This is a genomic window from Micromonospora sp. NPDC005299 (assembly GCF_042872345.1).
Taxonomy (GTDB): domain Bacteria; phylum Actinomycetota; class Actinomycetes; order Mycobacteriales; family Micromonosporaceae; genus Micromonospora.
The window spans coordinates 734,889-756,555 of sequence record NZ_JBIAKG010000002.1 but is presented as its reverse complement, the minus strand read 5'-3'; the positions used below and the strand labels follow the sequence as shown (position 1 = coordinate 756,555).

24 protein-coding genes are annotated in these 21,667 nt (G+C 72.7%); 16 read left to right on the top strand and 8 right to left on the bottom strand.

From position 1 onward, the window contains the following. The first annotated feature begins 47 nt into the window (after positions 1-47). From ACFYPD_RS08825 to ACFYPD_RS08815, 3 genes are all read left to right on the top strand, one after another. On the top strand, positions 48-902 hold the full coding sequence (locus tag ACFYPD_RS08825; protein ID WP_387110491.1) for a response regulator transcription factor: 855 nt from the start codon (positions 48-50) through the stop codon (positions 900-902). A 234-nt stretch (positions 903-1,136) separates the two neighbouring features. After that, positions 1,137-1,664: a RidA family protein gene (locus ACFYPD_RS08820; protein ID WP_387110489.1), complete on the top strand. Its 528-nt coding sequence runs from the start codon at positions 1,137-1,139 to the stop codon at positions 1,662-1,664. Positions 1,665-1,764: 100 nt separating this feature from the next. Next, the gene (locus ACFYPD_RS08815; RefSeq protein ID WP_387110488.1) at positions 1,765-3,135 is read left to right on the top strand and encodes an aminotransferase class V-fold PLP-dependent enzyme; all 1,371 of its coding nucleotides are present in this window, start codon (positions 1,765-1,767) and stop codon (positions 3,133-3,135) included. A 103-nt stretch (positions 3,136-3,238) separates the two neighbouring features. Here ACFYPD_RS08815 and ACFYPD_RS08810 read toward each other — a convergent pair whose 3' ends face one another. From ACFYPD_RS08810 to ACFYPD_RS08800, 3 genes are read right to left on the bottom strand one after another with little or no spacing between them, the layout of a single operon-like run. Continuing rightward, positions 3,239-3,526: a hypothetical protein gene (locus ACFYPD_RS08810; protein WP_387110487.1), complete on the bottom strand. Its 288-nt coding sequence runs from the start codon at positions 3,524-3,526 to the stop codon at positions 3,239-3,241. Then, positions 3,523-4,152, bottom strand: coding sequence for an RNA polymerase sigma factor (locus ACFYPD_RS08805; RefSeq protein WP_387110485.1), 630 nt, complete (start codon positions 4,150-4,152; stop codon positions 3,523-3,525). Before ACFYPD_RS08805 ends, ACFYPD_RS08810 begins: the two co-directional genes overlap by 4 nt. Then, entirely contained in the window at positions 4,149-5,648 is a 1,500-nt protein-coding gene (locus tag ACFYPD_RS08800; protein ID WP_387110617.1) for a sodium:solute symporter, read from the bottom strand. The genes ACFYPD_RS08805 and ACFYPD_RS08800 overlap by 4 nt, the downstream gene beginning before the upstream one ends. 313 nt (positions 5,649-5,961) lie before the next feature. On the opposite strand from ACFYPD_RS08800, the gene ACFYPD_RS08795 reads away from it, so the two are divergent. The 4 genes from ACFYPD_RS08795 (at position 5,962) to ACFYPD_RS08780 (ending at position 9,273) form a co-directional block, all read left to right on the top strand. Continuing rightward, positions 5,962-6,192 carry a DUF3311 domain-containing protein gene (locus tag ACFYPD_RS08795; RefSeq protein WP_387110483.1) on the top strand — a complete coding sequence of 77 codons (231 nt, stop codon included), beginning with the start codon at positions 5,962-5,964 and terminating at the stop codon, positions 6,190-6,192. Between the two features lie 74 nt (positions 6,193-6,266). Continuing rightward, positions 6,267-6,494: a DUF3311 domain-containing protein gene (locus ACFYPD_RS08790; RefSeq protein WP_387110615.1), complete on the top strand. Its 228-nt coding sequence runs from the start codon at positions 6,267-6,269 to the stop codon at positions 6,492-6,494. 58 nt (positions 6,495-6,552) lie between these two features. Next, a complete protein-coding gene (mctP, locus tag ACFYPD_RS08785; RefSeq protein WP_387110482.1) occupies positions 6,553-8,211 on the top strand; it encodes a monocarboxylate uptake permease MctP in 1,659 nt (552 codons plus the stop codon). A 237-nt stretch (positions 8,212-8,448) separates the two neighbouring features. After that, the gene (locus ACFYPD_RS08780) at positions 8,449-9,273 is read left to right on the top strand and encodes an ArsR/SmtB family transcription factor (RefSeq protein WP_387110480.1); all 825 of its coding nucleotides are present in this window, start codon (positions 8,449-8,451) and stop codon (positions 9,271-9,273) included. Positions 9,274-9,346: 73 nt separating this feature from the next. On the opposite strand, the gene ACFYPD_RS08775 is transcribed toward ACFYPD_RS08780, so the two are convergent. After that, the gene (locus tag ACFYPD_RS08775; RefSeq protein WP_387110479.1) at positions 9,347-9,769 is read right to left on the bottom strand and encodes a DUF6069 family protein; all 423 of its coding nucleotides are present in this window, start codon (positions 9,767-9,769) and stop codon (positions 9,347-9,349) included. Positions 9,770-9,941: 172 nt separating this feature from the next. On the opposite strand from ACFYPD_RS08775, the gene ACFYPD_RS08770 reads away from it, so the two are divergent. The 5 genes from ACFYPD_RS08770 (at position 9,942) to ACFYPD_RS08750 (ending at position 14,496) form a co-directional block, all read left to right on the top strand. Next, positions 9,942-11,057 carry a sensor histidine kinase gene (locus ACFYPD_RS08770; RefSeq protein ID WP_387110477.1) on the top strand — a complete coding sequence of 372 codons (1,116 nt, stop codon included), beginning with the start codon at positions 9,942-9,944 and terminating at the stop codon, positions 11,055-11,057. Positions 11,058-11,112: 55 nt separating this feature from the next. Continuing rightward, complete coding sequence (locus ACFYPD_RS08765) at positions 11,113-11,781, top strand: response regulator (RefSeq protein ID WP_387110475.1); 669 nt, start codon at positions 11,113-11,115, stop codon at positions 11,779-11,781. 302 nt (positions 11,782-12,083) lie between these two features. After that, positions 12,084-12,572, top strand: a complete 489-nt coding sequence (locus ACFYPD_RS08760; protein ID WP_387110474.1) for a hypothetical protein — start codon at positions 12,084-12,086, stop codon at positions 12,570-12,572. 85 nt (positions 12,573-12,657) lie between these two features. Beyond that, the gene (locus ACFYPD_RS08755; protein WP_387110614.1) at positions 12,658-13,308 is read left to right on the top strand and encodes a class F sortase; all 651 of its coding nucleotides are present in this window, start codon (positions 12,658-12,660) and stop codon (positions 13,306-13,308) included. Between the two features lie 75 nt (positions 13,309-13,383). After that, complete coding sequence (locus ACFYPD_RS08750) at positions 13,384-14,496, top strand: magnesium and cobalt transport protein CorA (RefSeq protein WP_387110473.1); 1,113 nt, start codon at positions 13,384-13,386, stop codon at positions 14,494-14,496. A 4-nt stretch (positions 14,497-14,500) separates the two neighbouring features. Here ACFYPD_RS08750 and ACFYPD_RS08745 read toward each other — a convergent pair whose 3' ends face one another. Beyond that, entirely contained in the window at positions 14,501-15,499 is a 999-nt protein-coding gene (locus ACFYPD_RS08745; RefSeq protein ID WP_387110471.1) for a phosphotransferase family protein, read from the bottom strand. Positions 15,500-15,577: 78 nt separating this feature from the next. On the opposite strand from ACFYPD_RS08745, the gene ACFYPD_RS08740 reads away from it, so the two are divergent. Both ACFYPD_RS08740 and ACFYPD_RS08735 read left to right on the top strand, forming a co-directional pair. After that, positions 15,578-16,354 carry an SGNH/GDSL hydrolase family protein gene (locus tag ACFYPD_RS08740; protein WP_357071794.1) on the top strand — a complete coding sequence of 259 codons (777 nt, stop codon included), beginning with the start codon at positions 15,578-15,580 and terminating at the stop codon, positions 16,352-16,354. Positions 16,355-16,498: 144 nt separating this feature from the next. Further along, a complete protein-coding gene (locus ACFYPD_RS08735; RefSeq protein ID WP_387110469.1) occupies positions 16,499-17,974 on the top strand; it encodes a PhoX family protein in 1,476 nt (491 codons plus the stop codon). A gap of 51 nt (positions 17,975-18,025) precedes the next feature. Here the strand turns inward: ACFYPD_RS08735 and ACFYPD_RS08730 are convergent, their stop codons facing one another. Continuing rightward, positions 18,026-18,646, bottom strand: a complete 621-nt coding sequence (locus ACFYPD_RS08730) for a disulfide bond formation protein DsbA (RefSeq protein ID WP_387110468.1) — start codon at positions 18,644-18,646, stop codon at positions 18,026-18,028. Between the two features lie 214 nt (positions 18,647-18,860). On the opposite strand from ACFYPD_RS08730, the gene ACFYPD_RS08725 reads away from it, so the two are divergent. Then, the gene (locus tag ACFYPD_RS08725; protein WP_387110466.1) at positions 18,861-19,412 is read left to right on the top strand and encodes a histone H1; all 552 of its coding nucleotides are present in this window, start codon (positions 18,861-18,863) and stop codon (positions 19,410-19,412) included. 21 nt (positions 19,413-19,433) lie between these two features. Beyond that, a complete protein-coding gene (locus ACFYPD_RS08720; protein ID WP_387110465.1) occupies positions 19,434-19,853 on the top strand; it encodes a YchJ family protein in 420 nt (139 codons plus the stop codon). Positions 19,854-19,896: 43 nt separating this feature from the next. Here ACFYPD_RS08720 and ACFYPD_RS08715 read toward each other — a convergent pair whose 3' ends face one another. Then, a complete protein-coding gene (locus tag ACFYPD_RS08715) occupies positions 19,897-20,442 on the bottom strand; it encodes a gluconokinase (protein WP_387110463.1) in 546 nt (181 codons plus the stop codon). Continuing rightward, positions 20,432-21,661 (bottom strand): D-mannonate dehydratase ManD, encoded by a 1,230-nt coding sequence (manD, locus tag ACFYPD_RS08710; protein ID WP_387110461.1) that lies wholly within the window; start codon positions 21,659-21,661, stop codon positions 20,432-20,434. Before manD ends, ACFYPD_RS08715 begins: the two co-directional genes overlap by 11 nt. Positions 21,662-21,667 lie beyond the last annotated feature (6 nt).

The following is a 21,667-nucleotide window of genomic DNA, read 5'->3' as shown; positions in this document are numbered from 1 at the left end:
AGGTCTCACCACCCCCGGACGGGGGTGGTCGGCGGGGAGGTAGCCAGATGGTGACGCTCTACCCGCGCGACGACGCCGACGAGGTCCGGGGCGGCCTGCTGACCCTGCGCCGCCGCACCGGCCTGCCGGTCGCCTTCGGCGGGCTGGTCCAGCCCGGCGGCCCGGCCCGGATGACCATCACCGAGCTGGCGGGCACCAGCACGACCGCGCTGCGCGGCCTCGCCATCCACGCCGGCGCCGGGCTCGGCGGGAAGGCGCTCGCCCTCGGGCTGCCGCTGCGGGTCGACGACTACCCGGTGGCCCGCTCGATCAGCCACGAGTACGACGCCCCGGTCTCCGCCGAGGGGCTGCGGTCGGTGGTCGCCGTGCCGGTGGTGGTGCGCCGCGAGGTCCGCGCGGTCCTCTACGGCGCGGTACGCCAGCGCCTGCCCCTCGGCGACCGCCTGGTGGCCGCCGCCGTGGACGCCGGCCGGGACCTGGAACGCCGTCTCGCGGACCGGGACGCCGCCCGGGCGGCGCTGGCCACCCTGCCGGCCGTGCCGCCCGGCCCGGATCCGACCGGGCCCGAGTGGGAGCAGGTCCGCCAGGCGCACGCCGAGCTGCGCGGCCTGCTGGGCCGGATCGCCGACCCGGAGCTGCGCGACCGTCTCGACGCCGTCGCCGACCGGCTCGCCGGGGCGGTACGCCGCCCGGGGCCGCCGGCGGCGGTGACCCTGTCGCCCCGGGAGACCGACGTGCTGGCCTGCGTCGCGTTGGGCTGCACCAACGCGGACGTGGCCGGGCAGCTCGGGCTGCGCCCGGAGACGGTGAAGAGCTACCTGCGCTCGGCGATGCGCAAGCTCGGCGGGCACACCCGCCTCGAGGTCGTGGTCGCCGCCCGCCGCGCCGGCCTCCTCCCCTAACCCCCTCCCCCAGGATCCACCCCAGCTCGCCGAGGTGGCGGGCACCTTCCCGTCGCCGCTTCGCCCGGCTCTCCAGGGTTGATCAAGCCGTCACCGCACTGCCGGCGCCGACGTCGCGGCCAAACAAGTAGCTCTGGGCGGTAAACCGTACGCGCGCGGGACGCAACTTACGGATGACGACAAGCTCGCAGGCCTGCGGAAGTCGGCAGATATCCACGAAGAGCGGAGAGACGCGTGTCTCCTAGACCCTCCATTGTCGGATTTCGACGGATTCGCCTGGTTGCCGCAATCCTCGCCTGCGCGCTGGCCGGCGCCACGGGTGCCGTCACCGCAGGACACGAACCGGCCGCCAACGCCAGCGAACAGAAGAACGGTGGCAAGCAACACCGCGTTGTCACGTCGCCGGACGCCCCGACCGCCATCGGTCCCTACTCCCAGGCCATCGCCGTGGGCGACACCATGTACCTGTCCGGGCAGCTGCCCATCGACCCGGTCACGAACAAGCTCCTGGCAGGTGCGTCCATCGAGGACCAGACGCGCCAGGCCCTGAGGAATCTCGATGCCGTGCTGCGGGCCGGCGGCATGACGCTAGACAACGTCGTCAGCACCACGGTCTACGTGGCAGACCTCAACGAGTTCGCCCGCTTCAACACCGCGTACGCCGAGTTCTTCGGCAGTAAGCCGCCGGCCCGGGCCACCGTTCAGGTGGCGCGGGTGCCGCAGGACGCCAAGGTCGAGATCTCCGCAATCGCGGTGCGCTGACTTCACCAAGAAGGGGGACACTACTGTGCTGAACACCAAGGCCCCAGTCCCTGGGGACACGGCGCCCAAGGGCGTGTCGCGTCGAGGCATTCTCCAGTTCATGGGCGCCGGCGCGGGCGCCGTCGTTGCGGGTGCGGCCGGGTTGAATTTCGCCGCCGCCTCTCCCGCGACGGCAGCCCCGCTGGCCGCTGCCGGGTCGTCGTCGTTGCCGCTCGCGAACGACGCGAACTTCTGGCGCCAGGTCGAGAAGCTGTTCACCCTCGACAAGAAGGTCCTCTTCATGAACGTGGGGACCGTCGGCTCCCCACCCCGCGAGGTCCTGGACGTCCTGGACGAGACGAATCGGAGCGTCGCCCGGGACGCCCTCTCCGCCTACAGCGACTTCGCCGACGTCCGGGCCGTCGCGGCGCGTGGGTACGGCTGCGACGTGGACGAGCTCGTGATCTCGCACAACACCAGTGACGGCATGTCGAAGATCATCGCCGGGCTGAATCTGCGGGCGGGTGACGAGATCCTGACGTCGAATCACGAGCACGGCGGCGGCCTCGTCCCGATGGCCCTGGCTCGGGATCGGTACGGCGTCGTCATCCGCAAGGTGGCCCTGCCGGTGGGCAACGACCAGCGGGCCGAGGATTATGTGGAGCTGTTCCGGCGGGCGATCACCGCCCGGACCAAGGTCCTGCTGTTCTCGGCCCCGACGTACAAGACCGGGACGATGCTGCCCATCCGGATGCTGGCCAAACTCGCGCAGGAGCACGGCCTGATCAGCGTCGTGGACGGCGCACACATCCCCGGGATGATGAACTACAGCTTCCACGAGCTCGGCGTGGACTTCCTCGCCGGTTCCGCGGCCAAGTGGCAGTGCGGTCCGGGCGGAACCGGCGTGCTGTACATCCGCAACAAGGTCCTGTCCCAGTACAACCCGAACCCCCTGCCCGAGTTCTGGCCGGTCGTGTCCAGCAGCTACCCGCAGGAAGGCGGCGTGCCGCCCCGCTCGTCGACCGACACGGCAAGCTACAACATCGGCAGCTACCTCCAGTCCGTCGGCAACGGCAGCATTGCCCTGACCGAAGGAGTCAGGACCGTCTGCGGGGTGTGGGACCGCATCGGACGACAGCGCATCGAGAACCACGTCGTCGGCCTGTCGTCGTACCTCAAGGAGCTCGTCGTCGAGCGGTGGGGGGTGCAGTCGTTGTACTCCCCCAAGGACGACCCGCGCCTGGTCTGCGCCCTGACGTCGTTCAACCCGTTCCGCAATCGGACTGATGTGCTCAACGCGGAGAAGTCGGCCGCGTTCGTCGCGCGGATGCACGACGAGTACGGGATCACGATCCGCAACAGCGATTTCCCCGTCATCGGATCGGCCCAGTCGCATCGTCCCGTCCGCATCTCGACGCACCTGTTCCACCAGAGCCAGGACGTCGACCGGCTGGTCGACGCGGCCTGGGAACTGTCCGGCAAGATGGCCTGACACCTGCCACGAGGCGAGGGGCGAGCGTTCGCGATGTCAGCGGGCGCTCGCCCCTTCCGCGCGCCGCAGGCCCGCGACGGACCGCCCTGCTTACCAGCCCGGGTCAGGGAATGATCACGACACTGTCGAGGCGGACCTCGTTTCCGGGGGCCACCGGCTTGTCGTACGGCGTCGGCTTCGTGTGGTGGTGATTGCTGAGGGCCCAGAGCCCGACCACATCGGCCAGGCCGACCAGCAGCAATGCCAGGACGACGGTGACCAGCCGCCGGCGCCGCTCCCGCCGCTGCCATTTGCCGCGGGCGTTGGCGTATGCGTCCGGGGAGGTGACGGCGGTGGTCGCCAGCACCTGGAGGGTGTCCCGGAGCCGGGTCTCGGTCTCGTCGATGGTCATCGGGACGCGCCCATGAGCGCAGCCAGGGCGCTCATGCCCCGGAAGATGTGTGACTTCACGGCACCGGTGCTGATGCCCATCGCGCCGGCGATGTCGGCTTCCTTCAGATCCAGCCAGTAGCGCAGCACCAGCGCCTCGCGCTGGCGCACCGGCAGTTGCCGTAGCGCCACCACGACCGCTCGCTGATCCTCTCGGAGCAGCACGGACGATTCCGCCGAGTCCACGACGCCGGACCGGCCCGCAGGCAGCTCGTCGCCGGCATGGCTGCGACGCACCTGCAGATGCCGGATGTGCATACGAGTCAGGTTACAGACGATCGACCTCAGGTACTGCGGTGCCGCCGCCGGATCACGCAGCCGGTACCAGCGTCGATGTAGCTCGCAGAACGCCTCCGAGACCAGGTCCTCGGCGTCGTGGTCGGCGCCGAGCAGGAAGGCAAGTCGGACGAGTTGGGCGTGCAGTCCGTCGAAAAGGGCGACCATCGCGGCTTCGCGTTCCACATCGCGGAGATCGAGGCCGGGTCCCTTCGCCAGCGAGCCGTCGGGGTCAGGGTCGACGATCCCGGATTGCGCAGGCTGGTTGCGGCGATCCACGGTGCCGCGGCGCTGCGCTCGGTCGAGGTTCATGACGGCACCGAGGGCGAAACGGTGGCCGGCAGCGTCCGCGTATTTCGTCGGTCCACCGTCCGATCGAGACCCCGGCCGGGCCCCCATCGGCGCAGCAGCAACTCGGCCATGCCGACGACGACGAGGTTGACCGCGAGCCCGAGCAGCCCCGCGTACAGCTGCGTGTGGACCGGCCCGAGGGACACCAGCACCGTCGGTGAGAAGCCGCCGTGGGCGACCATCGCAGTGCCCGCGATCATCCCGACGAACCATCCGCTCACGAGAGCGAACCGGTGCGGTGCCCGGCGTGCGAGGCCGAGGACGAGAGCGGGCAACGTCTGCAGGACCCACACCGCGCCCAGCAGGTGAAGGTTGATGGCGTTCTGATCGTGCAGGCCCATGGCAAAGCCCAAGGCGCCAAGCTTCACGAGCAGCGACACGACCCGGGCCACCTTGGTCTCCTGCTCCGCGGTGGCGGTCGGGTTGACGTACTCCACATACACGTTCCGGGCGAACAGGGCCGAAGCCCCGATCGACATGACGGCGGCCGGCACCAGTGCCGCCACCACCAGGGCGCCCAGCACGGCCCCGGCCAGCCATGCCGGTGCCAGCTCGTGCACCAGCATCGGTACGGCGAGGTCGGCCCGTCCCGGAGGGGGCACGAGGTTCGAGGCCAGCGCGGCCACGCCGAACACGGCGAACAGCCCGAGCAGGCCGGTCCAGCCGAGCAGCGTCACCGTCGACCGCCGAACGACGTCGTCGGTGCGGGCCGAGAACGCGACCATCAGCACGTGCGGAAACGCGAACAGCGCCAGAGCTGACCCCAGTGCCAACGACACGTACGCGGGCCCCAGCGCCGGGTCCAGCACGACGCTCAATCGGCTGTCCCGCGCGGTGATTGTCTGCTCCGCCGCGGCGAACAGCTCGCCCGGTGAACCGACCCGGGTCCACACGAGCGCCGCGATCGACACGGCGGACGCCGTGACCAGGATCGCCTTGGCGATGGAGACGGCACTGGGCGCCCGCAGCCCGCGCCGGTAGGTCGACACGGCAAGTACCGCGAACACGACGGTGAGCACCAGGTCTCCCACAACACCGTCGGACTCGACCCCGAGGACGCTGAGCACCGCCCGTATGCCCAGCAACTGCAGGGCGATGTACGGCATCGTGGCCAGAATCCCGGTGATCGCCACCGCAAGCGCCAGGCCCGGGCTGCCGTACCTGCCGCGGATGAAGTCGGCTCCCGTCACGTAGCCGTGGGTGCGCGCGATGCCGGCCAGTCGTGGCAGGACCATGAAGGCGAACACGTACACCACGACCGTGTACGTCAGAGCGTAGAAGCCGACACCGCCGGAGCCGAACACGAGCCCGGGAACGGCCAGGAACGTGTACGCGGTGTAGATCGTGCCGCCCAGGACGCACCACGTCATCAGATGCCCGTGGCTGCGGTCGGCCAGGGCCCAGCCGGCCAGGTCGCGCCCGGCGAGCGAGCGGCGACCGCGGCCGCGGAAGGCCACGAGGGCGACCACGGACGCCGACAGGACGACGACAGCGGCGACCGCCGCTGTCACGTCCGCTTCCCACGTTCGGTGTGACTACGGACCGCGAACTCTGCCATTTGCTGGTTCCTCCCGTGCGGCTGGCGGGGTCCACATCCGATGCGGGTAAACCTTTCGGGTTCGGACCGCAACTGAGGTGGTGAGGGAACCAGCAGGAAGGAACGCAGTAGAGCAAGAGAAGTTGATCGAGAGTTAACCACTCCGAAACATGAGAATCAAGCGTCGAGGCGAAGGGGAGACGCCTATGGACCGAGGTGAAAAAGGCGACGTCGTGGCGCCAACCGAACGGCCTGCCCGCGCCTGGGCGTGGCTACAGGCGGCCGCTCTGGCGCTGCCCGTCCTGGGCGCGGTGGCCACGCCAGTGTTCGCCCGCGCCGAACCGCGACTCTTCGGTGTGCCCTTCTTCCACTGGTACCAGCTCGCGTGGGTCCCCTTGACGGCAGCCTGCCTGGCCTGCGCCTACCTGGCCCACGGGCGTACCGGGCGCCCCGGTCCGCACTGACTCCGGCCATCGCGCCGGCCAGTCCGAATATCCCGCAGATCGCACCGATCCCCTTCCGCAGACACGAACAGGAGCTGAATGTGCCGGCGAATCCGAGAGCCAGAGCCAAGGACAGCAGCCCGTGGAACTGGCTGTTGTTCGTTCCGATCGTGGTGCCGCTGATCACGCCCTTGTTCAACCGGGACGCGCCGCGGCTGTGGGGTTTTCCGACCTTCTACTGGCTGCAACTGGCCTTCATCATCCTCGGCGTCTCCACCACGACGGTGGTCTACCAGATGACGAAGAAGCGGGGTGACCGGTGAGCGCGAGGAGAGAGCCGGGCCTGCGAGCCCCGCAGTCGCGAACGAAGGGGGTTCAGTGATGTGGCGGGACAACCTCACCGAAATCATCGTCTTCACGTTCCTCTTCCTCCTGGTCAGCGCCCTGGGGTTCGTGGCCGCGCGGTGGCGAGCGCCGAAGGACATGGCACACCTCGACGAGTGGGGGTTGGGCGGACGCAGCTTCGGCGGGTGGATCACCTGGTTCCTGGTCGGTGGTGACCTCTACACGGCCTACACGTTCGTCGCGGTGCCGGCGCTGCTCTTCGGTGCCGGCGCGGCCGGGTTCTTCGCCGTGCCGTACACGATCATCGTCTATCCCATCGTCTTCCTCGTGCTGGTCCGGCTCTGGTCGGTGTCGCATCGGCACGGCTTCGTCACTCCGGCCGACTTCGTTCGGACCCGGTTCGGCTCGCCGACGATGGCCCTGCTGGTGGCAATTACCGGCATCGCCGCCACGATGCCGTACATCGCGCTCCAACTGGTCGGGATCGAGGCGGTGCTCAAGACGATGGGGGTGACCGGCGAGAGCACCGTCGCCCGGCATCTGCCCATCATCATCGCGTTCGCCATCCTGGCGGCCTACACCTACCAGTCCGGCCTGCGGGCGCCCGCGCTGATCGCCTTCGTCAAGGACTCGCTGATCTACATCGTGATCCTGGTGGCGGTCATCTACCTGCCGTACAAGTTGGGCGGTTGGGGGAAGATCTTCGACGCGGCGGACGCGAAGTTCCAGGCATCGCCCGCGCCGGGTGACGGGATCGTGCTCAACGCGAACAACCAGTGGCAGTACATCACCCTGGCGCTGGGCTCGGCCCTGGCGCTGTTCCTCTACCCGCACAGCCTGACCGGCGTGCTGGCCAGCCGGAACCGTGACGTGATCAGGCGGAACATGTCGGCGCTGCCCGCGTACACCCTGCTCCTGGGGCTGATCGCACTGCTCGGCTACATGGCGATCGCGGCCGGGGTAACCCCGTTGCCAGGCGCCAAGGAGGGCTCGGTGGACAACAACACCATCGTGCCGCTGCTGTTCGACCAGCAGTTCCCCGGGTGGTTCGCAGGGATCGCGTTCGCCGCGATCGGGATCGGCGCCCTGGTGCCGGCGGCGATCATGTCGATCGCGGCGGCGAACCTGTTCACCCGCAACATCTACAAGGAATATCTGCGGCGCGACGCCTCCCCGGCCCAGGAAGCGAACGTCTCGAAGATCACCTCGCTGGTGGTGAAGGTCGGCGCCGTCGGCTGCATCGTCTTCCTCGACCCGCAGTTCTCCATCGACCTGCAGTTGATCGGCGGGGTCATCATCCTGCAGACGCTGCCCGCGGTGGCGCTGGGCCTCTACACCCGCTGGTTCCACCGAGGCGCGCTGATCGCCGGGTGGGTCGCCGGGATGGGCCTGGGCATGTGGATGCTCTATCAGATCCCGGGTGCGAACGGCCGGCAGCACTTCGGCGGCTCGGCCTTTTCCCTCGGCGAATTCGGCTTCGACACCACCAAGACGGTCTACGTCGGCTTTGTGGCCGTACTGGTGAACCTGGTGGTTGCGGTTTTGGGCACGCTGATTCTGCAGGCTGCGAAGGTGACCGACGGCACCGACGGCACGACCGCCGACGACTACCACGCCGACGCGGGCGACAGCCGGCTCGTCCCCGCAGTCCGCACCGAGACCGGCGCGGGCGCCGCCCCCGAACCGGTCGCGTGACCAGATAGCGGGCCTCCTCCCGACCGCCACCGCCGCCGGGAGGGGGCGCCGCCCGCATCCGGGCACGACGTGATCCATCACGGTCGGTGCAACGGCGTAACCGGTCGACCACCGCACACCTTCTGAAGCATCCTAGGAGGCTAGCTTCACGGCACGAGCCGACTGGACACGCAACCCGTTGGCTGCCTATCATTTCAACAGGCAGCCAACGGGTTGCATTTCTGGAGAGGACGACGGGTGGACGACGTGTTCCGGGCACTGGCCGACGCCAGCCGGCGCCGGCTGCTCGACCGCCTCAACGTCCGCAACGGACAGAGCCTGCGCGAGCTGTGCGCCGGGCTCGACATGACCCGACAGTCGGTGAGCAAGCACCTCGCGGTGCTGGAGGCGGCCGGCCTCGTCACCACCACGCGACGCGGGCGGGAGAAGCTGCACCACCTCAACGCCGCCCCGATCAACGCCGTCGCCGACCGGTGGATCGGCCGGTACGACCGGGCACGGGCACAGGCCCTCGCCGACCTGCAGACAGCATTGGAGGGGCAGCCCATGGCGAGCCCGACGTTCGTCTACACCACCTACATCCGCACCACGCCGGAGCGGCTCTGGACGGCGCTCACCGCGCCCGAGTTCACCCGCCGCTACTGGGGCGGCGTCACCCTGGTCTCCGACTGGCGGCCCGGCTCGCCCCTGCTCTGGCAGGACTCCCCCGACGCCGAACCCAAGGACCTCGGGCAGCGGGTGCTGGAGGCCGAGCCCTACCGGCGGCTGGCGTACAGCTGGCACGGCTTCCAGCCCGAGCACGCCGCGCACTTCGGCTGGTCCGACGAGGAGTTGGCCGCCCGGCTCGGCGAGCGCCGCTCGAAGGTCGCCTTCGACCTCGCCCCGCACGGCGAGACGGTCCGGCTGACCGTGACCCACGACGACTTCTCCCCGGACAGCGAGATGCACCGGGCGATCAGCGGACAGCTCGACGGCAGCGGCGGCTGGCCGGAGCTGCTGGCCAGCCTCAAGAGCCTGCTGGAGACCGGCGCGCCGCTGCCGGAGCCGGTCGCGGCCGACTGAGCCCGCCGCGCCACGAGTGCGCCGGTCGGACCGGAGCCGCCCACCCCCGTGGCGGCGGCTCCGGTCCGGCACCTCAGCGGCGGGCGGTGCGCCGCAGCATCGGCACGAGCACGGCGGCGGCCACCAGGTGCAGGGCGACCAGGGTCAGGATCGCCGCCGTGCCCACTCCCCCGCCGAGCGGGCCGAGCAGCGACAGCAACAGCACCAGCGCGGCCGCGCCCGTCCAGACGGCCCGCGCCCGGGCGGTGAACCGCTCCAGCACGGCCAGCAGCGCCCACCCCGCCAAGCCGGCGAGCAGGGTGCTGACCCCGACCGCGACAGCGGTCACGGACTGCTCGGTCCCGCCGTTGCGTGCGACCAGGTCCACCCCGGCCACGGGGACGGCGGCGACCCACACCGCCAGGGTGGCGGCGGTGGTGGCGAGCACCGCCACGGCACGGTCGCGGCGGCGTGCCGGACGGGCGGCGATGACGGCGGGGGTGGTCGTGGTGTCCATCGGTGCGTACCTCCATCAGCGGAATCGGTCACCAGGGACGCTAGGCCCACGCCGGGGCCCGCGGATCGCGCCGAGGACCGGTTCGCCGCTCCGTCCCGGGGACCAGATCCGGCCCGGATCTCCGTCTGGCGACCGATGATTCCGAGCGGGTGCGCGGCCTAGCATCCGGGGCGTGAACTGCCGGTCCCACTCCCGTTTCCTGCTGCTGCTCGACGGCGGCATCGCCGCCGTGCTGCTCGCCGTCGCCCTGACCGTCCTGCTCGCCCCGGGCACCCCCCCGACCTCGGCGGGCGGGACCGCCGCCGCGGTCGGCCTCGCCGCCACGCAGGCCAGCTGTCTGCTGTGGATCCGCCGGCGACCGGGGTACGCGCTCGCGGTGGCCGCGCTCGCCGGTGTCGGGTTGGAGGCGCTCTGCCCTCCGCTCGGCTGGCTCGGGCTGGTCACGGTGCCGCTGGCGTACGTCGCCCGGCTCCGCCCGCCCCGGTTCTCGCTGGTCGCCCTCGGGCTGCTGCTCCTTCCCACGCCGTGGGAGCTGGTCACCGGAGGCTGGCGGGACCTGCTGTTCGCGGTGACCGCGCTGGGTTTCGGCTGGACCCTCGGCGAGCTGCAGCGGGGGCACGCCCACCGCCGCCGCGACCAGCAGCGGCAGGTGCTCGGCCGGGAGCGGGAACGGATCTCCCGCGAGCTGCACGACGTGGTGGCCCACCACGTGGCGGTCATCGCCGTGCAGGCCGCCGCCGCCGAGGACGTCTTCGACGCGCACCCGGAGCGGGCCCGCGCCGCGCTCGGCGCGATCAACACGGCGGCCCGGTCCGCGCTCACCGAGCTGCGGGCGATGCTGCACGCGCTGGCCACCGACGACGGCGCGGATCCGGACGGGCCGCAGCCGGGGCTGGCGCAGCTCGACGACCTCGCCGACGCCGTCCGGGCGGTGGGTCTGGAGGTGACGATGGACCGGGACGCCGACGCCGAGGACCTGCCCGGCGGGGTGCAGCTGTCGGCGTACCGGATCGTCCAGGAATCGCTGACCAACGCGTTGCGGCACAGCCACGCCACCCGGGCCGACGTCAGCGTCCGCTACGGCGACGGCGTGCTGAGCCTGGCGGTGGTCGACGACGGCACGACGCCGCCGCGCCGCCCTGGCGCGGGCGCGGGCGCGGGCGCGGGCCGGGGCATCGTCGGCATGCGGGAGCGGGCCCGGCTGCTGGGCGGCACGCTGGAGGCCGGGCCGCTGCCCGCCGGCGGGTTCCGCGTCGCGGCCCGGCTGCCGGTCGGGGCGGCACAGTGAGCGCGAGGAGTGAGCCGGGTCTGCGAGGCCCGCAGTCGCGAACCGAGGTGGCACAGTGAACGTCCGCGTGGTGATCGCCGACGACCAGGAACTGATCCGCGCCGGGCTCGCGATGGTCATCGACGCCCGGCCCGACCTGACCGTGGTCGGTGAGGCCGCCGACGGGGTCGAGGCGGTGGCGGTGGCGAACCGGACGCGGCCCGACGTGGTGCTGATGGACGTGCGGATGCCGCGGCAGGACGGCATCGCCGCCACCCGCGAGCTGGTGTCCGGCGGCAACCCGGCGCGGGTGGTCATGCTCACCACCTTCGACCTCGACGAGCACGTGTACGCGGCGCTGCGCGCCGGAGCCAGCGCCTTCCTGCTCAAGGACACGCGCCCGGCCGACCTGGCCGAGGCGGTGCGGGTGGTGGCCCGGGGCGAGGCGTTGCTGGCGCCGACGGTGACCCGCCGGCTGCTCGACCGGTTCGCCGATCGACTGCCCGGCGCGCCCGCCGAGCGGGGGCGACTCGCCGCGCTCACCGCCCGCGAGGTGGAGGTGCTGACGCTCGCCGCGCGGGCACTGTCCAATGCGGAGATTGCCGAACGGTTGTTCCTGAGCACCGCCACGGTGAAGACGCACATCTCCGCCATCCTCACCAAACTCGGCCTGCGGGACCGGATCCAGGCGGTGGTCTTCGCCTACGACGCGGGCCTGGTCCGCCCCGAGCCGCCGTCCCGCTGACTTCCCCAGGTCCGGCCGAGGGGCGCAGCCGGGATCGAACCGGACAGACGCGCCGGCACCGTCGGGACGGGACGTTCCACGCAGGCCAGGACGAGCCGTCCCGCCCGGTTGCCCGTGCTGGGCGGGCATGTCCGCCGCACCCGGGAGCGACCGGGAACACGTGACGACAGCGAAGATTTCTCAATTACGCCCAGTGACCGTTGCAACCCTCCTAGTGTTGGCCACACCGGTGCTAGTCACGGAGTTGGCCACCCGAACGACGTCCCACGCAGACAGCGGACGAAAAGTGAGGGAAGACGCGGATGAAGGCAAAGACAGTTCTCGGATCGGCGGCGGTCGGCGTGGGCCTCGGCACACTGCTGCTCCCGGCCGCCGCCCTCGCGGACACCACCGTCTCACCGGCCACCACCCCGGTCGGCGGGACCGTCGTGCTCACCACGACGTCGTGCAACCCGAAGGCGGGCGACGCGCTCTTCCGCGTCACCGGTCCGAACCGGGACCAGAACGTCAGATCCACCACCGCCGCGGCGGGCGGCGGGCTGAGCGCCGAACTCTTCACCGCCGGGTTCACCCTCGGCACGTACACGGTCACCACCACCTGCGGCGACGGCAGCAACGGCGGCACGGCCAGCTTCACCGTCACCCCGATCGGCGGCGCGCAGGCCGGCGCCGGCGGCCGGGACGGCGACACCGGCGTGCTGGTCGCGGGCGGCGCGCTGGCCGCCGCGGCGGTCGCCGGCGGGACGTACGTGATGGTGCGTCGCCGCCGGCGCGCGAACGCCGTCGCCTGACGGCCCGCCACACCATCCCTGAGCGGGTGCCCGCGCCGGTCGAACCGGCGCGGGCACCGCGTCCACGACGGACGGAGGTGGGACCCTGTCGTCGCAGCGCCACCGGGCGGACGGGCCGTCGAGAGGCCGCACCGCCGCCATCGTCGCCGCGGTCACCCTCGCCGGCGCCACCGGGGCCGGACTGGTCGCCGCCGGCCTCGGCACCACCTCGAACCCGCCGCCTCAGCCGGGCGCCTCGGCCGCGCCGACCGCCGAGCGCTCCGGCGCGGCCGGCCCGGTGCTCCCCCGCTCGGAGCCGCTTCGCGTCGCCATTCCCCGGATCGGCGTCGACGCCGACATCGTCCCGGTCGGCACGGACACCACCGGCGCGCTGGAGGTGCCGCCGCTGGACCATCCGGAGATCGCCGGGTGGTACCGCCGCGGACCCACCCCGGGCGAGGCCGGCAACGCCGTGCTGGTCGGACACGTCGACTCGCTGCGTGGCCCGGCGGTCTTCTTCGACCTCGGCCGGCTGCGCCCCGGCGACACCGTCGAGGTCACCCGGGCCGACGGCCGGGTCGCCGTGTTCACCGTGGACGGCGTCGGGGCGTATCCGAAGGAACGCTTCCCCACCGAGCGGGTGTACGGCGGCGGCGCCGAGGCCCGGCTCCGGCTGATCACCTGCGGCGGCCGGTTCGACCCGCGCACCGGCAGCTACCCGGACAACATCGTCGTCTTCGCCACCGCCGCCCGCTGACGCGGGCCCGGCACCGCCGGAGCGCCGGCAGGCCGTACGGTAGGCCGTCAGTTCCTCGGCGGTCGGAGGTGCGCGGTGGGCCGGTCGGCGACACGGACCCGGTGGGGCGGGCGGCTGCTGCCCGGCCTCCTGACCCGCCTGCTCGGGCGCGCCGACGAGACGGCCGGGCCGGCGCCGCGCCGGGCCAATCCGGACGCGGTGGTGGACTGCGCGGTCTACGTGGCCGGCCGGCGGGAGCCGGGCAGGCCGCACTACGTCGACGCGTACGACCGGGCCCGCCGCACCCGACGCGCGTTCGTCTGGCTCGGGTTGCACGAGCCGGGCGCGGCCGTGATGGCCGCGGTCGGGCGGACCTTCGGGCTGGACGAGCTGGCCGTGGCGCAGGCCCTCGCCGACGGGCACCGCCCCACCGTCCAGCGGCACGGCGACGTGACGCTGCTGGTGCTGCGCACGGCGGGCTACGTGGAGCACACCGAACTGACCGCCACGTCCGAGGTGATCGACACCGGCGACGTGATGGTGTTCCTCGGCGACCGGTTCGCGCTCACCGTCCGGCACGGCGCGACGGGTGCGCTGAGCCCGGTGCGGGAGGACGTGCAGCGCCGGCCGGGCCTGCTGGCCGAGGGGCCGTGGGCGGTGGCGTACGCGGTCTGCGCCCGGATGGTCGACCTCTACCTGGAGGTCGCCGGCCATCTGGAGCGGGACCTGGAACGCGTCGAGGAGAGCGTCTTCGCCCGCGACCGGGACGCCGACATCCAGCACATCTACCAGCTCAAGCGGGAGGTGGTGGAGTTCAAGCGGGCGGTGCTGCCGTTGCAGGCGCCGCTGCGCGCACTGCTGGAGCAGCGGGGCGAGGGCCCGCCGCCGGGGCTGCACCGCTGGTTCGCCGACGCGGAGAGCCGGCTCACCCGGGCCGTGGACCGGATCGGCTCGTACGACGACCTGCTCAACTCGATCCTCCAGTCCCGGCTGACGCAGCTCGCCGTGGAGCAGAACAACGACATGCGCAAGATCGCGGCCTGGGCGGCGATCGCCGCGACGCAGACCGCGGTGGCCGGCGTCTACGGGATGAACTTCGCGCACATGCCGGAGCTGGGCTGGCGCTACGGCTACGCGGGGGCGCTGCTGCTGATGGCGACCGCGGCGGTCACTCTGCACCGGCTGTTCCGGCGCTCCGGCTGGCTCTGACCGGTCACGGGCGCTCCAGGTCGGACAGTTCGACGTCGAGCAGCTCGGCGAGGCGGGCCACCCGCCACGGGTCGGACTCGGCGGTGATGCCCCGGCTGGGCATTTCGACGGTCATCAGCAGGTAGAGGTGCAGCCGGTAGAGCCCGAGCCGGCGGCGCGCCCCGGCGTCCAGCGGGAACGGCGCGGCCGTCCGGTAGGCGCGCACGAGGGGGTCGTCCGGCTCGTCCTCGGCGCGCCGGAACAGCAGCGGCGACACCAGGTCGAGCAGCGGGTCGCCCCAGAGGTGGCGCTCCCCGTCGACCAGTCCGCTGAGCCGGGGGGTCCCGTCGGGGTCGTCGAGCGCGAGGACGTTGCCGGCCCAGCCGTCGAAGTGCAGCAGCGCCGGGCGGCGTACCGCGTCGAGGACGTGGGCGTGCCGCTCGACGAGCTCGCGGATCCGGGCCGCGGGCACGGGCAGCGGCACCGCCCAGTCCGCCGCGTCCGCGAGCAGGTCGTCCAGCATGGACGTGTACGCGCCCCGCCACGTGGGCGCGCCGGCCCGGCCGCCGTCGTAGCCGTAGCGGTCGCCGGTGACGCCGTGCAGCGTGGCGAGCGCCCGGCCGAACTCGGCCCGGACCGGGCCCACCTCCGCGCCGGCCCGGGTCAGGTCCCACAGGGTGCGGCCGGGCAGCAGGCCGGTGAGCAGCCAGTCGCCGAGCACCGGGTCGCGGCCGTGGTGCAGCAGCGGCGGCACCGGCACGGCGGGCGCCCGCGCGGCGACCAGCCGCAGGTAGCGCGCCTCCGCCCCGATCATGTCGCGCTCGTAGCGCAGCAGCGGGATGTGCGGCGGCGGCCCCACCTTGAGCACCACGGCCCGCCCGTCGTCGAGGGTGACCCACCAGACGGCGGCGAACCCGCCGCCGGTCAGCGGCCCGCAGTCGGCCACCCCGGGCGTGGGGCCGAGCGAGGCGGCCAGGTAGCGCCGGACCTGGTCGGGGTCGAGGCGACGTTGTGTCGGGCTCATGTTCCGCCCCACGCTAGCGGTCGAGCCGTGCGGGCGCTGTCCCGGAACGGCCGGGCGGGGTTCCGTAGGCTGGCCAGCATGATGTGGCGGCGGTACGTGGCGATCGGCGACAGCACCACGGAGGGGCTGGACGACCCGGACGAGGCGGGCGGCTACCGGGGCTGGGCCGACCGGTTCGCCCTCGCGGTGGCCCGCGCCCAGGGCGGCCTGGAGTACGCGAACCTCGCCATCCGCGGCCGCACCACCGCGCGGATCCGCGCCGAGCAGCTGCCGGTGGCGCTGGAGCTGGCCCCCGACCTGGCGACCGTGGTGGCCGGCATGAACGACGTGCTGCGGCCGTCCTTCGACGCCGACCGGGTGGTCGAGGACGTGCGCGCCATGCAGCGGGCGCTGGTCGGCCAAGGCGCCACCGTGCTCACCTTCACCCTGCCCGACCCGGCGCCGGTCATGCCGCTGGCGCGCCCGCTGCGGGGCCGGGTGCTGGCGCTGAACGAGGCGGTCCGCGCGGCCACCGCCGAGACCGGGGCCACCCTGCTCGACCTGGGCGCGCATCCGGTGGCCTCCGACCCGCGGCTGTGGAGCGACGACCGGCTGCACGCCAACTCGGCCGGCCACGAGCGGATCGCCGCGGCGCTCGCACACACCGCCGGCCTGCCCGGGTACGACGACTCGTGGTCACGCCCCCTGCCGCCGGCCGCCCGGCGCCCCCGCCACGAGGCGGTCCGCGCCGAGTTGGCGTGGACCCGGCGGCACCTGCTGCCCTGGCTGGGTCGGCACCTGCGCGGGCGTTCCTCCGGCGACGACCGGGTGGCGAAGCGGCCGGTGCCACTGCCGGTGGACCTGCCGGCGGCCTGAACAGTTCGACCACGCCGACCTGAGGTACCGAACCCGGCCGCGACCCTGCTCAGAGGTTGCCATGCGGTGAACAGGTGACGAGGATCACTCGGAGGATCGGTCCCCGGCCTCGATGGACGGCGACCTGGCGACAAAGGAGTCCCGATGCCTGATCTCCACCGGCGCACCCTGCTGCGCGGCGCCGTCGTCGCGGCCGGCGGCGCCGTCCTCGGCGGCCCGTTCATCGGGTTCGTGGCGCGTGGCGAGGCCGGCGCGGTCGGCCGGCGTCCGGCACCCGACCCGACCCTGGGGCCTGTGCCGGACCTGCGCGACGGCAAGGTCCGCCTGCACCTGCCCGACGGCTTCCAGTACCGCTCGTTCCACGACACCGAGTTCCCCGTGACGCTGGACGACGGCACGCGGCTGCCCGGCCGGCACGACGGCATGGGCGCCTTCCGCGGGCCGGACGGCACCGTCCGGCTGGTCCGCAACCACGAGGTGAACAACCCCGGCCCCGCCTTCGGCGACGCCGCCGCGGCGTACGACCCGATGGCGCAGGGCGGCACCACCACGGTCGAGGTCACCCGCCACGGCGAGGTCCGGCGCTCGTGGACCAGCCTGAACGGCACCATGATGAACTGCTCCGGCGGTCGGATGCCCTGGGGCAGCTGGATCACCTGTGAGGAGACGGTCAACGGGCCGGACGTCGGCCCGGACTTCACCGGCACCTCCAACGTTCCGCTCACCCAGCCGCACGGCTTCGTCTACGAGGTGCCCGCGGACGGGCAGTCGGACCGGGCGCCGATCACCGCCGCCGGCCGCTTCGCGCACGAGTCGGTGGCCTACGACCCGCGCGGCGGGCACCTGTACCTGACCGAGGACAACTTCGGCTTCCCGTCCGGCTTCTACCGGTACACGCCCCCCGTGGACCCGATGAGGTCCGGCCGGCTGGCCGACGGGGGCCGGCTGCAGATGCTCGCGGTGCGCGGTCGCCGCAATCTGAACCTGGCCGCGGCGCAGCGACGGCACGCGACGTACCCCGTGCAGTGGGTGGACATCGACGACCCGGCGCCGCGGTTCCCGTACACCCCGGGCCAGGCCGCGCCGACGACGAACGACCAGGCGCTGACGTACGTCTCGCGGCAGGGCTGGGACCGGGGCGCCGCCTACTTCTCCCGCCTGGAGGGGTCGGCGTACGACGACGGCGTCGTCTACTTCACGGCCACCCAGGGCGGCGGCCCCGCCGAGACGTCGACCGGCCCCGTCGCCGACGGATTCGGCAACGGGCACGGCCAGGTGTGGGCCTACGACTGCCGGGCGCAGGTGCTGCGGTTGCTGTACGAGTCGCCCGGGCCCGATGTGCTGGACTTCCCGGACAACGTGACCACCAGCCCGCGCGGCACGCTGGTGGTCTGCGAGGACAACGTGAACGACAACTACGTGCGCGGGCTCACCCCGCGCGGCGAGTTGTTCGACATCGCGTTGAACCGGCTGGTCAGCAGCACCGGAGCTGACCGGTCCAACGACGAGTTCGCCGGCTCCACCTTCAGCCCGGACGGGCACACCCTGTTCGTCAACATCCAGGCGAGCCGGGGGATGACGTTCGCGATCTGGGGTGACTGGTCCCGGATCGGGGTCTGAGACGCCGGCCGCGGCGGGTGGGGCAGCGCACCCGCCGCGGCCCGGTCAGCCTCAGGTGTGCTCGATCGGCCGGCGGGTCCGCGCCCGCTTCAGCTCGAAGAACCCGTCGGTGCCGGAGACCAGCAGCACCCCGTCCCAGAGCCGGCCGGCGGCCTCGCCGGCCGGGATCGGCGCCACCACCGGCCCGAAGAACGCGTTCACCCACCCGTCGGCGCCGGTCACGTGGATGGTCGGCGTGCCGAGGTCCTCGCCGACCGGGGTGAGCCCGGCCTGGTGGCTGGCCAGCAGGGCCTCGTCGTGGTCCGTGGCGTCGGCGGCGTCGGCCAGGTCGACGGGCAGGCCGACCTCGGTCAGCGCCGCCGCGTACAGGTCCCGGCCGATGGGGGCGCGCTCGTGGTGGATCCGCTCGCCCAGCGCCGTGTAGAGGTCGCGCAGCACCTCCGGGCCGTGCTTCTGCGCGGCGGCCACGCAGACCCGGACCGGGCCGAGGCCCGGCTTCAGCCATTCGCGGTACCACTCCTCCAGCCCCTCGCGTCCCTCGTTGAGCAGGGACAGGCTCATCACGTGGAAGCGGACCCGGACCTCGCGGACCCGCTCCACCTCCAGCAGCCAGCGGGAGGCGTTCCAGGCCCACGGGCAGCGCGGGTCGAACCACATGTCGACGGTCGTCATGGTCGTTCAGGTCCTCTCGTTCTCCGGTGCCGATCCGACGTTAGGTCGACGACCGGCCCATCGGCAGTGCCGATCCGTGTGCGTTTCACTGGGCCAATCCACGACGGTGTTTGACCACCGGCGCGGCGGGAAGACACGCGCGCCGCGCGGGCCGGCCGGCCCGACGTCGCCGGACGATGCCCGTCCGGGCCGCGGCGGACCGCGAGGAGGACCAATGGCCCAGGCGGCCACCAGACCCAGCAGCGCCAGGAAGGCCACCGGGGCCCGCAAGGCCCCGATGCCGAACAAGGCCGCGGCGAAGAAGGTCGCGACCGCCACCAAGCGGGCGACCGGGGCGACCGCCGCCAAGAGCCCCGGCGGAAAGCCCACCCCGACGACGGCGCGGGTGGCGCGGAAGAAGGCCACCTCGGCCACCACCGCCACACCCACCCGCAGGCCCACCGCCAAGGCCGTCGCCGCGAAGAAGGCCACCACGGCGAAGAAGGCCACGGCGGCGAAGAAGGCCCCCGCCACCAAGGCCGCGGCCAAGAAGGCCGTTGCCAAGAAGGCGCCCGGCACCAGGAGAACGGTCAAGAAGGCACCGGCCACGCGGACCACGGCGAAGAAGGCCCCGGCCGCCAAGGGCACGGCCCGCGCGGCCACCGCCAAGAAGGCCGCGGCCGGCGCCAAGGCCCGCCGGGTCGCCGAGACGCGGACGCCGGCGCGGAAGGCGACCACCATGGAGTCGTTCGGCACCCGGCGGACGGCCCGGACGAGCGCCCGGTGAGCCGTCGGCGAGAATGACCGGGTGGCGAAACGCGGTGCCCGCCGGAGCGTGGCCGACCCGACGGGCGGACCCTGTCCCTGCGGGTCCGGCCTGCCGTACCCGGACTGCTGCGGCCCCATCCACCGGGGCGTCGCGGCGGCCGCGACGGCCGAGGCGCTGATGCGGTCCCGGTACAGCGCATTCGCCGTGGGCGACGCCGCGCACCTGCTGCGCAGCTGGCACTCCATCACCCGGCCACCCCGGCTGCGGCTGGACCCGGGCACCCGGTGGACCCGGCTGGAGGTGCTCGACACCGACCGGGGCGGGTTGTTCGACGCCGAGGGCACCGTCCGGTTCCGCGCGCACTACCGGGAGGCCGGCCGGCCCGGCACGGTGGCCGAGCACAGCCGGTTCGTCCGGGAGGACGGCCGCTGGGTCTACCTGGACGCGCTACCCGACTGACCGCCGGCCGGCGGCGCCCCGCCCACCGGCCGGCGAGCGCCCGTCAGGGGCCGGCGACCGAGGCGCGCACCGGCAGACCGAGCCGGGCGACCGCCGCCCGGGCCAGCTCGTCCGGCGGCGCCGCCACCTCCAGCACCACGCCAGACTCGTCCGGCCCCAGGTGCTCCAGGATGGCCCGCTGCGAGTCGAACAGGCTGGCCGGCATGTAGTGCCCGACCCGCCGGTCCAACCGGTCCCGGATCAGCTCGGCGGCCCCGTCCAGGTGCAGGAACTCCACGTCCGCCGGCCCCTGCCGCAGCACGTCCCGGTAGGCGCGCTTCAGCGCCGAGCAGGTCAGCACGGTGGACACCCCCTCGGCGTGCCGGTCCGCCATCCACCCGGCCAGGGCGCACAACCAGGGCCAGCGGTCCGCGTCGTCCAGCGGGACGCCGGCGCGCATGCGGGCCACATTGGCGGCCGAGTGGAACTCGTCGGCCTCGGCGAACCGCAAGCCGGTCAGCTCGCTGATCCCCCGGGCCACCGTCGTCTTGCCCGCCCCGGACACGCCCATCACCACGACGTGCCGGGTGGGCGGCCGGTCACCAGTCATGGACGGTGCCGTCCTGGAGCCGGTTGAACGGCAGGTACGCCGGCTGGTACGGGAACCGGGCGGCCGCCTCGGAGTCCAGCTCCACGCCGAGGCCGGGCTGCTCGCCCGGGTGCAGGTACCCGTCGACGAAGGTGAACGACTGCCGGAACACCTCGTTGGTGAGCGGGCCGTGCTGCATGTACTCCTGGATGCCGAAGTTGTGGATGGCCAGGTCGAGGTGGAGCGCGGCGGCCATGCCGACCGGCGAGATGTCGGTCGGGCCGTGGATGCCGGACTTGATCTGGTACTGGGCGGCGTAGTCGAGCAGCCTGCGCATCGCGGTGATGCCCCCGGTGTGGGTGACGGCGGACCGGACGTAATCGATCAGCTGTTCGCGGATCAGCGTCTGGTAGTCCCACACGGTGTTGAAGACCTCGCCGATGGCCAGCGGGGTGGTGGTGTGCTGGCGGACCAGCCGCAGCGCCTCCTGGTTCTCGGCCGGGGTGCAGTCCTCCAGCCAGAACAGGTCGTACGGTTCGAGCGCCTTGCCGAGCTTCGCGGCCTGGATAGGGGTCATCCGGTGGTGGCCGTCGTGCAGCAGCGGCAGCTCGGGGCCGAACTCGTTGCGGACCGCCTCGAACACGGCCGGCAGGTGGCGCAGGTACGCGCGGGTGTCCCAGTCCTCCTCGGCGGGCAGCGGGATGCGCTGGGCGGGCTCGTAGTCGTACCGCTTGCCGTCGATGCTGGGCTGGGCGGCGACGCCGTACACGGCGTTGATGCCGGGCACCGCGGTCTGCACCCGGATGGACCGGTAGCCCAGCTCCAGGTGCGCGCGGATGGAGTCGAACAGCTCGGGCAGGTCCCGGCCGGACGCGTGCCCGTACGCCATGATCCCGGTCCGGGAGGCGCCGCCGAGGAGCTGGTAGAGCGGCATCCCGGCGGCCTTGGCCTTGATGTCCCACAGCGCCACGTCGACGGCGGCGATGGCGGCCATGGTCACCGGCCCGCGCCGCCAGTAGGCCGACCGGTACAGGAACTGCCAGGTGTCCTCGATGCGGTGCGGGTCCCGCCCGATGAGCAGCGGGACCACGTGGTCGGCCAGGTAGGACGCGACGGCCAGCTCCCGGCCGTTGAGGGTGCCGTCGCCGAGCCCGGTCAGTCCCTCGTCGGTGGTGATCCGGAGGGTGACGAAGTTTCGGTCGGGGCTGGAGACGATCACGTCCGCTGCGACGATCTTCACGCGGGT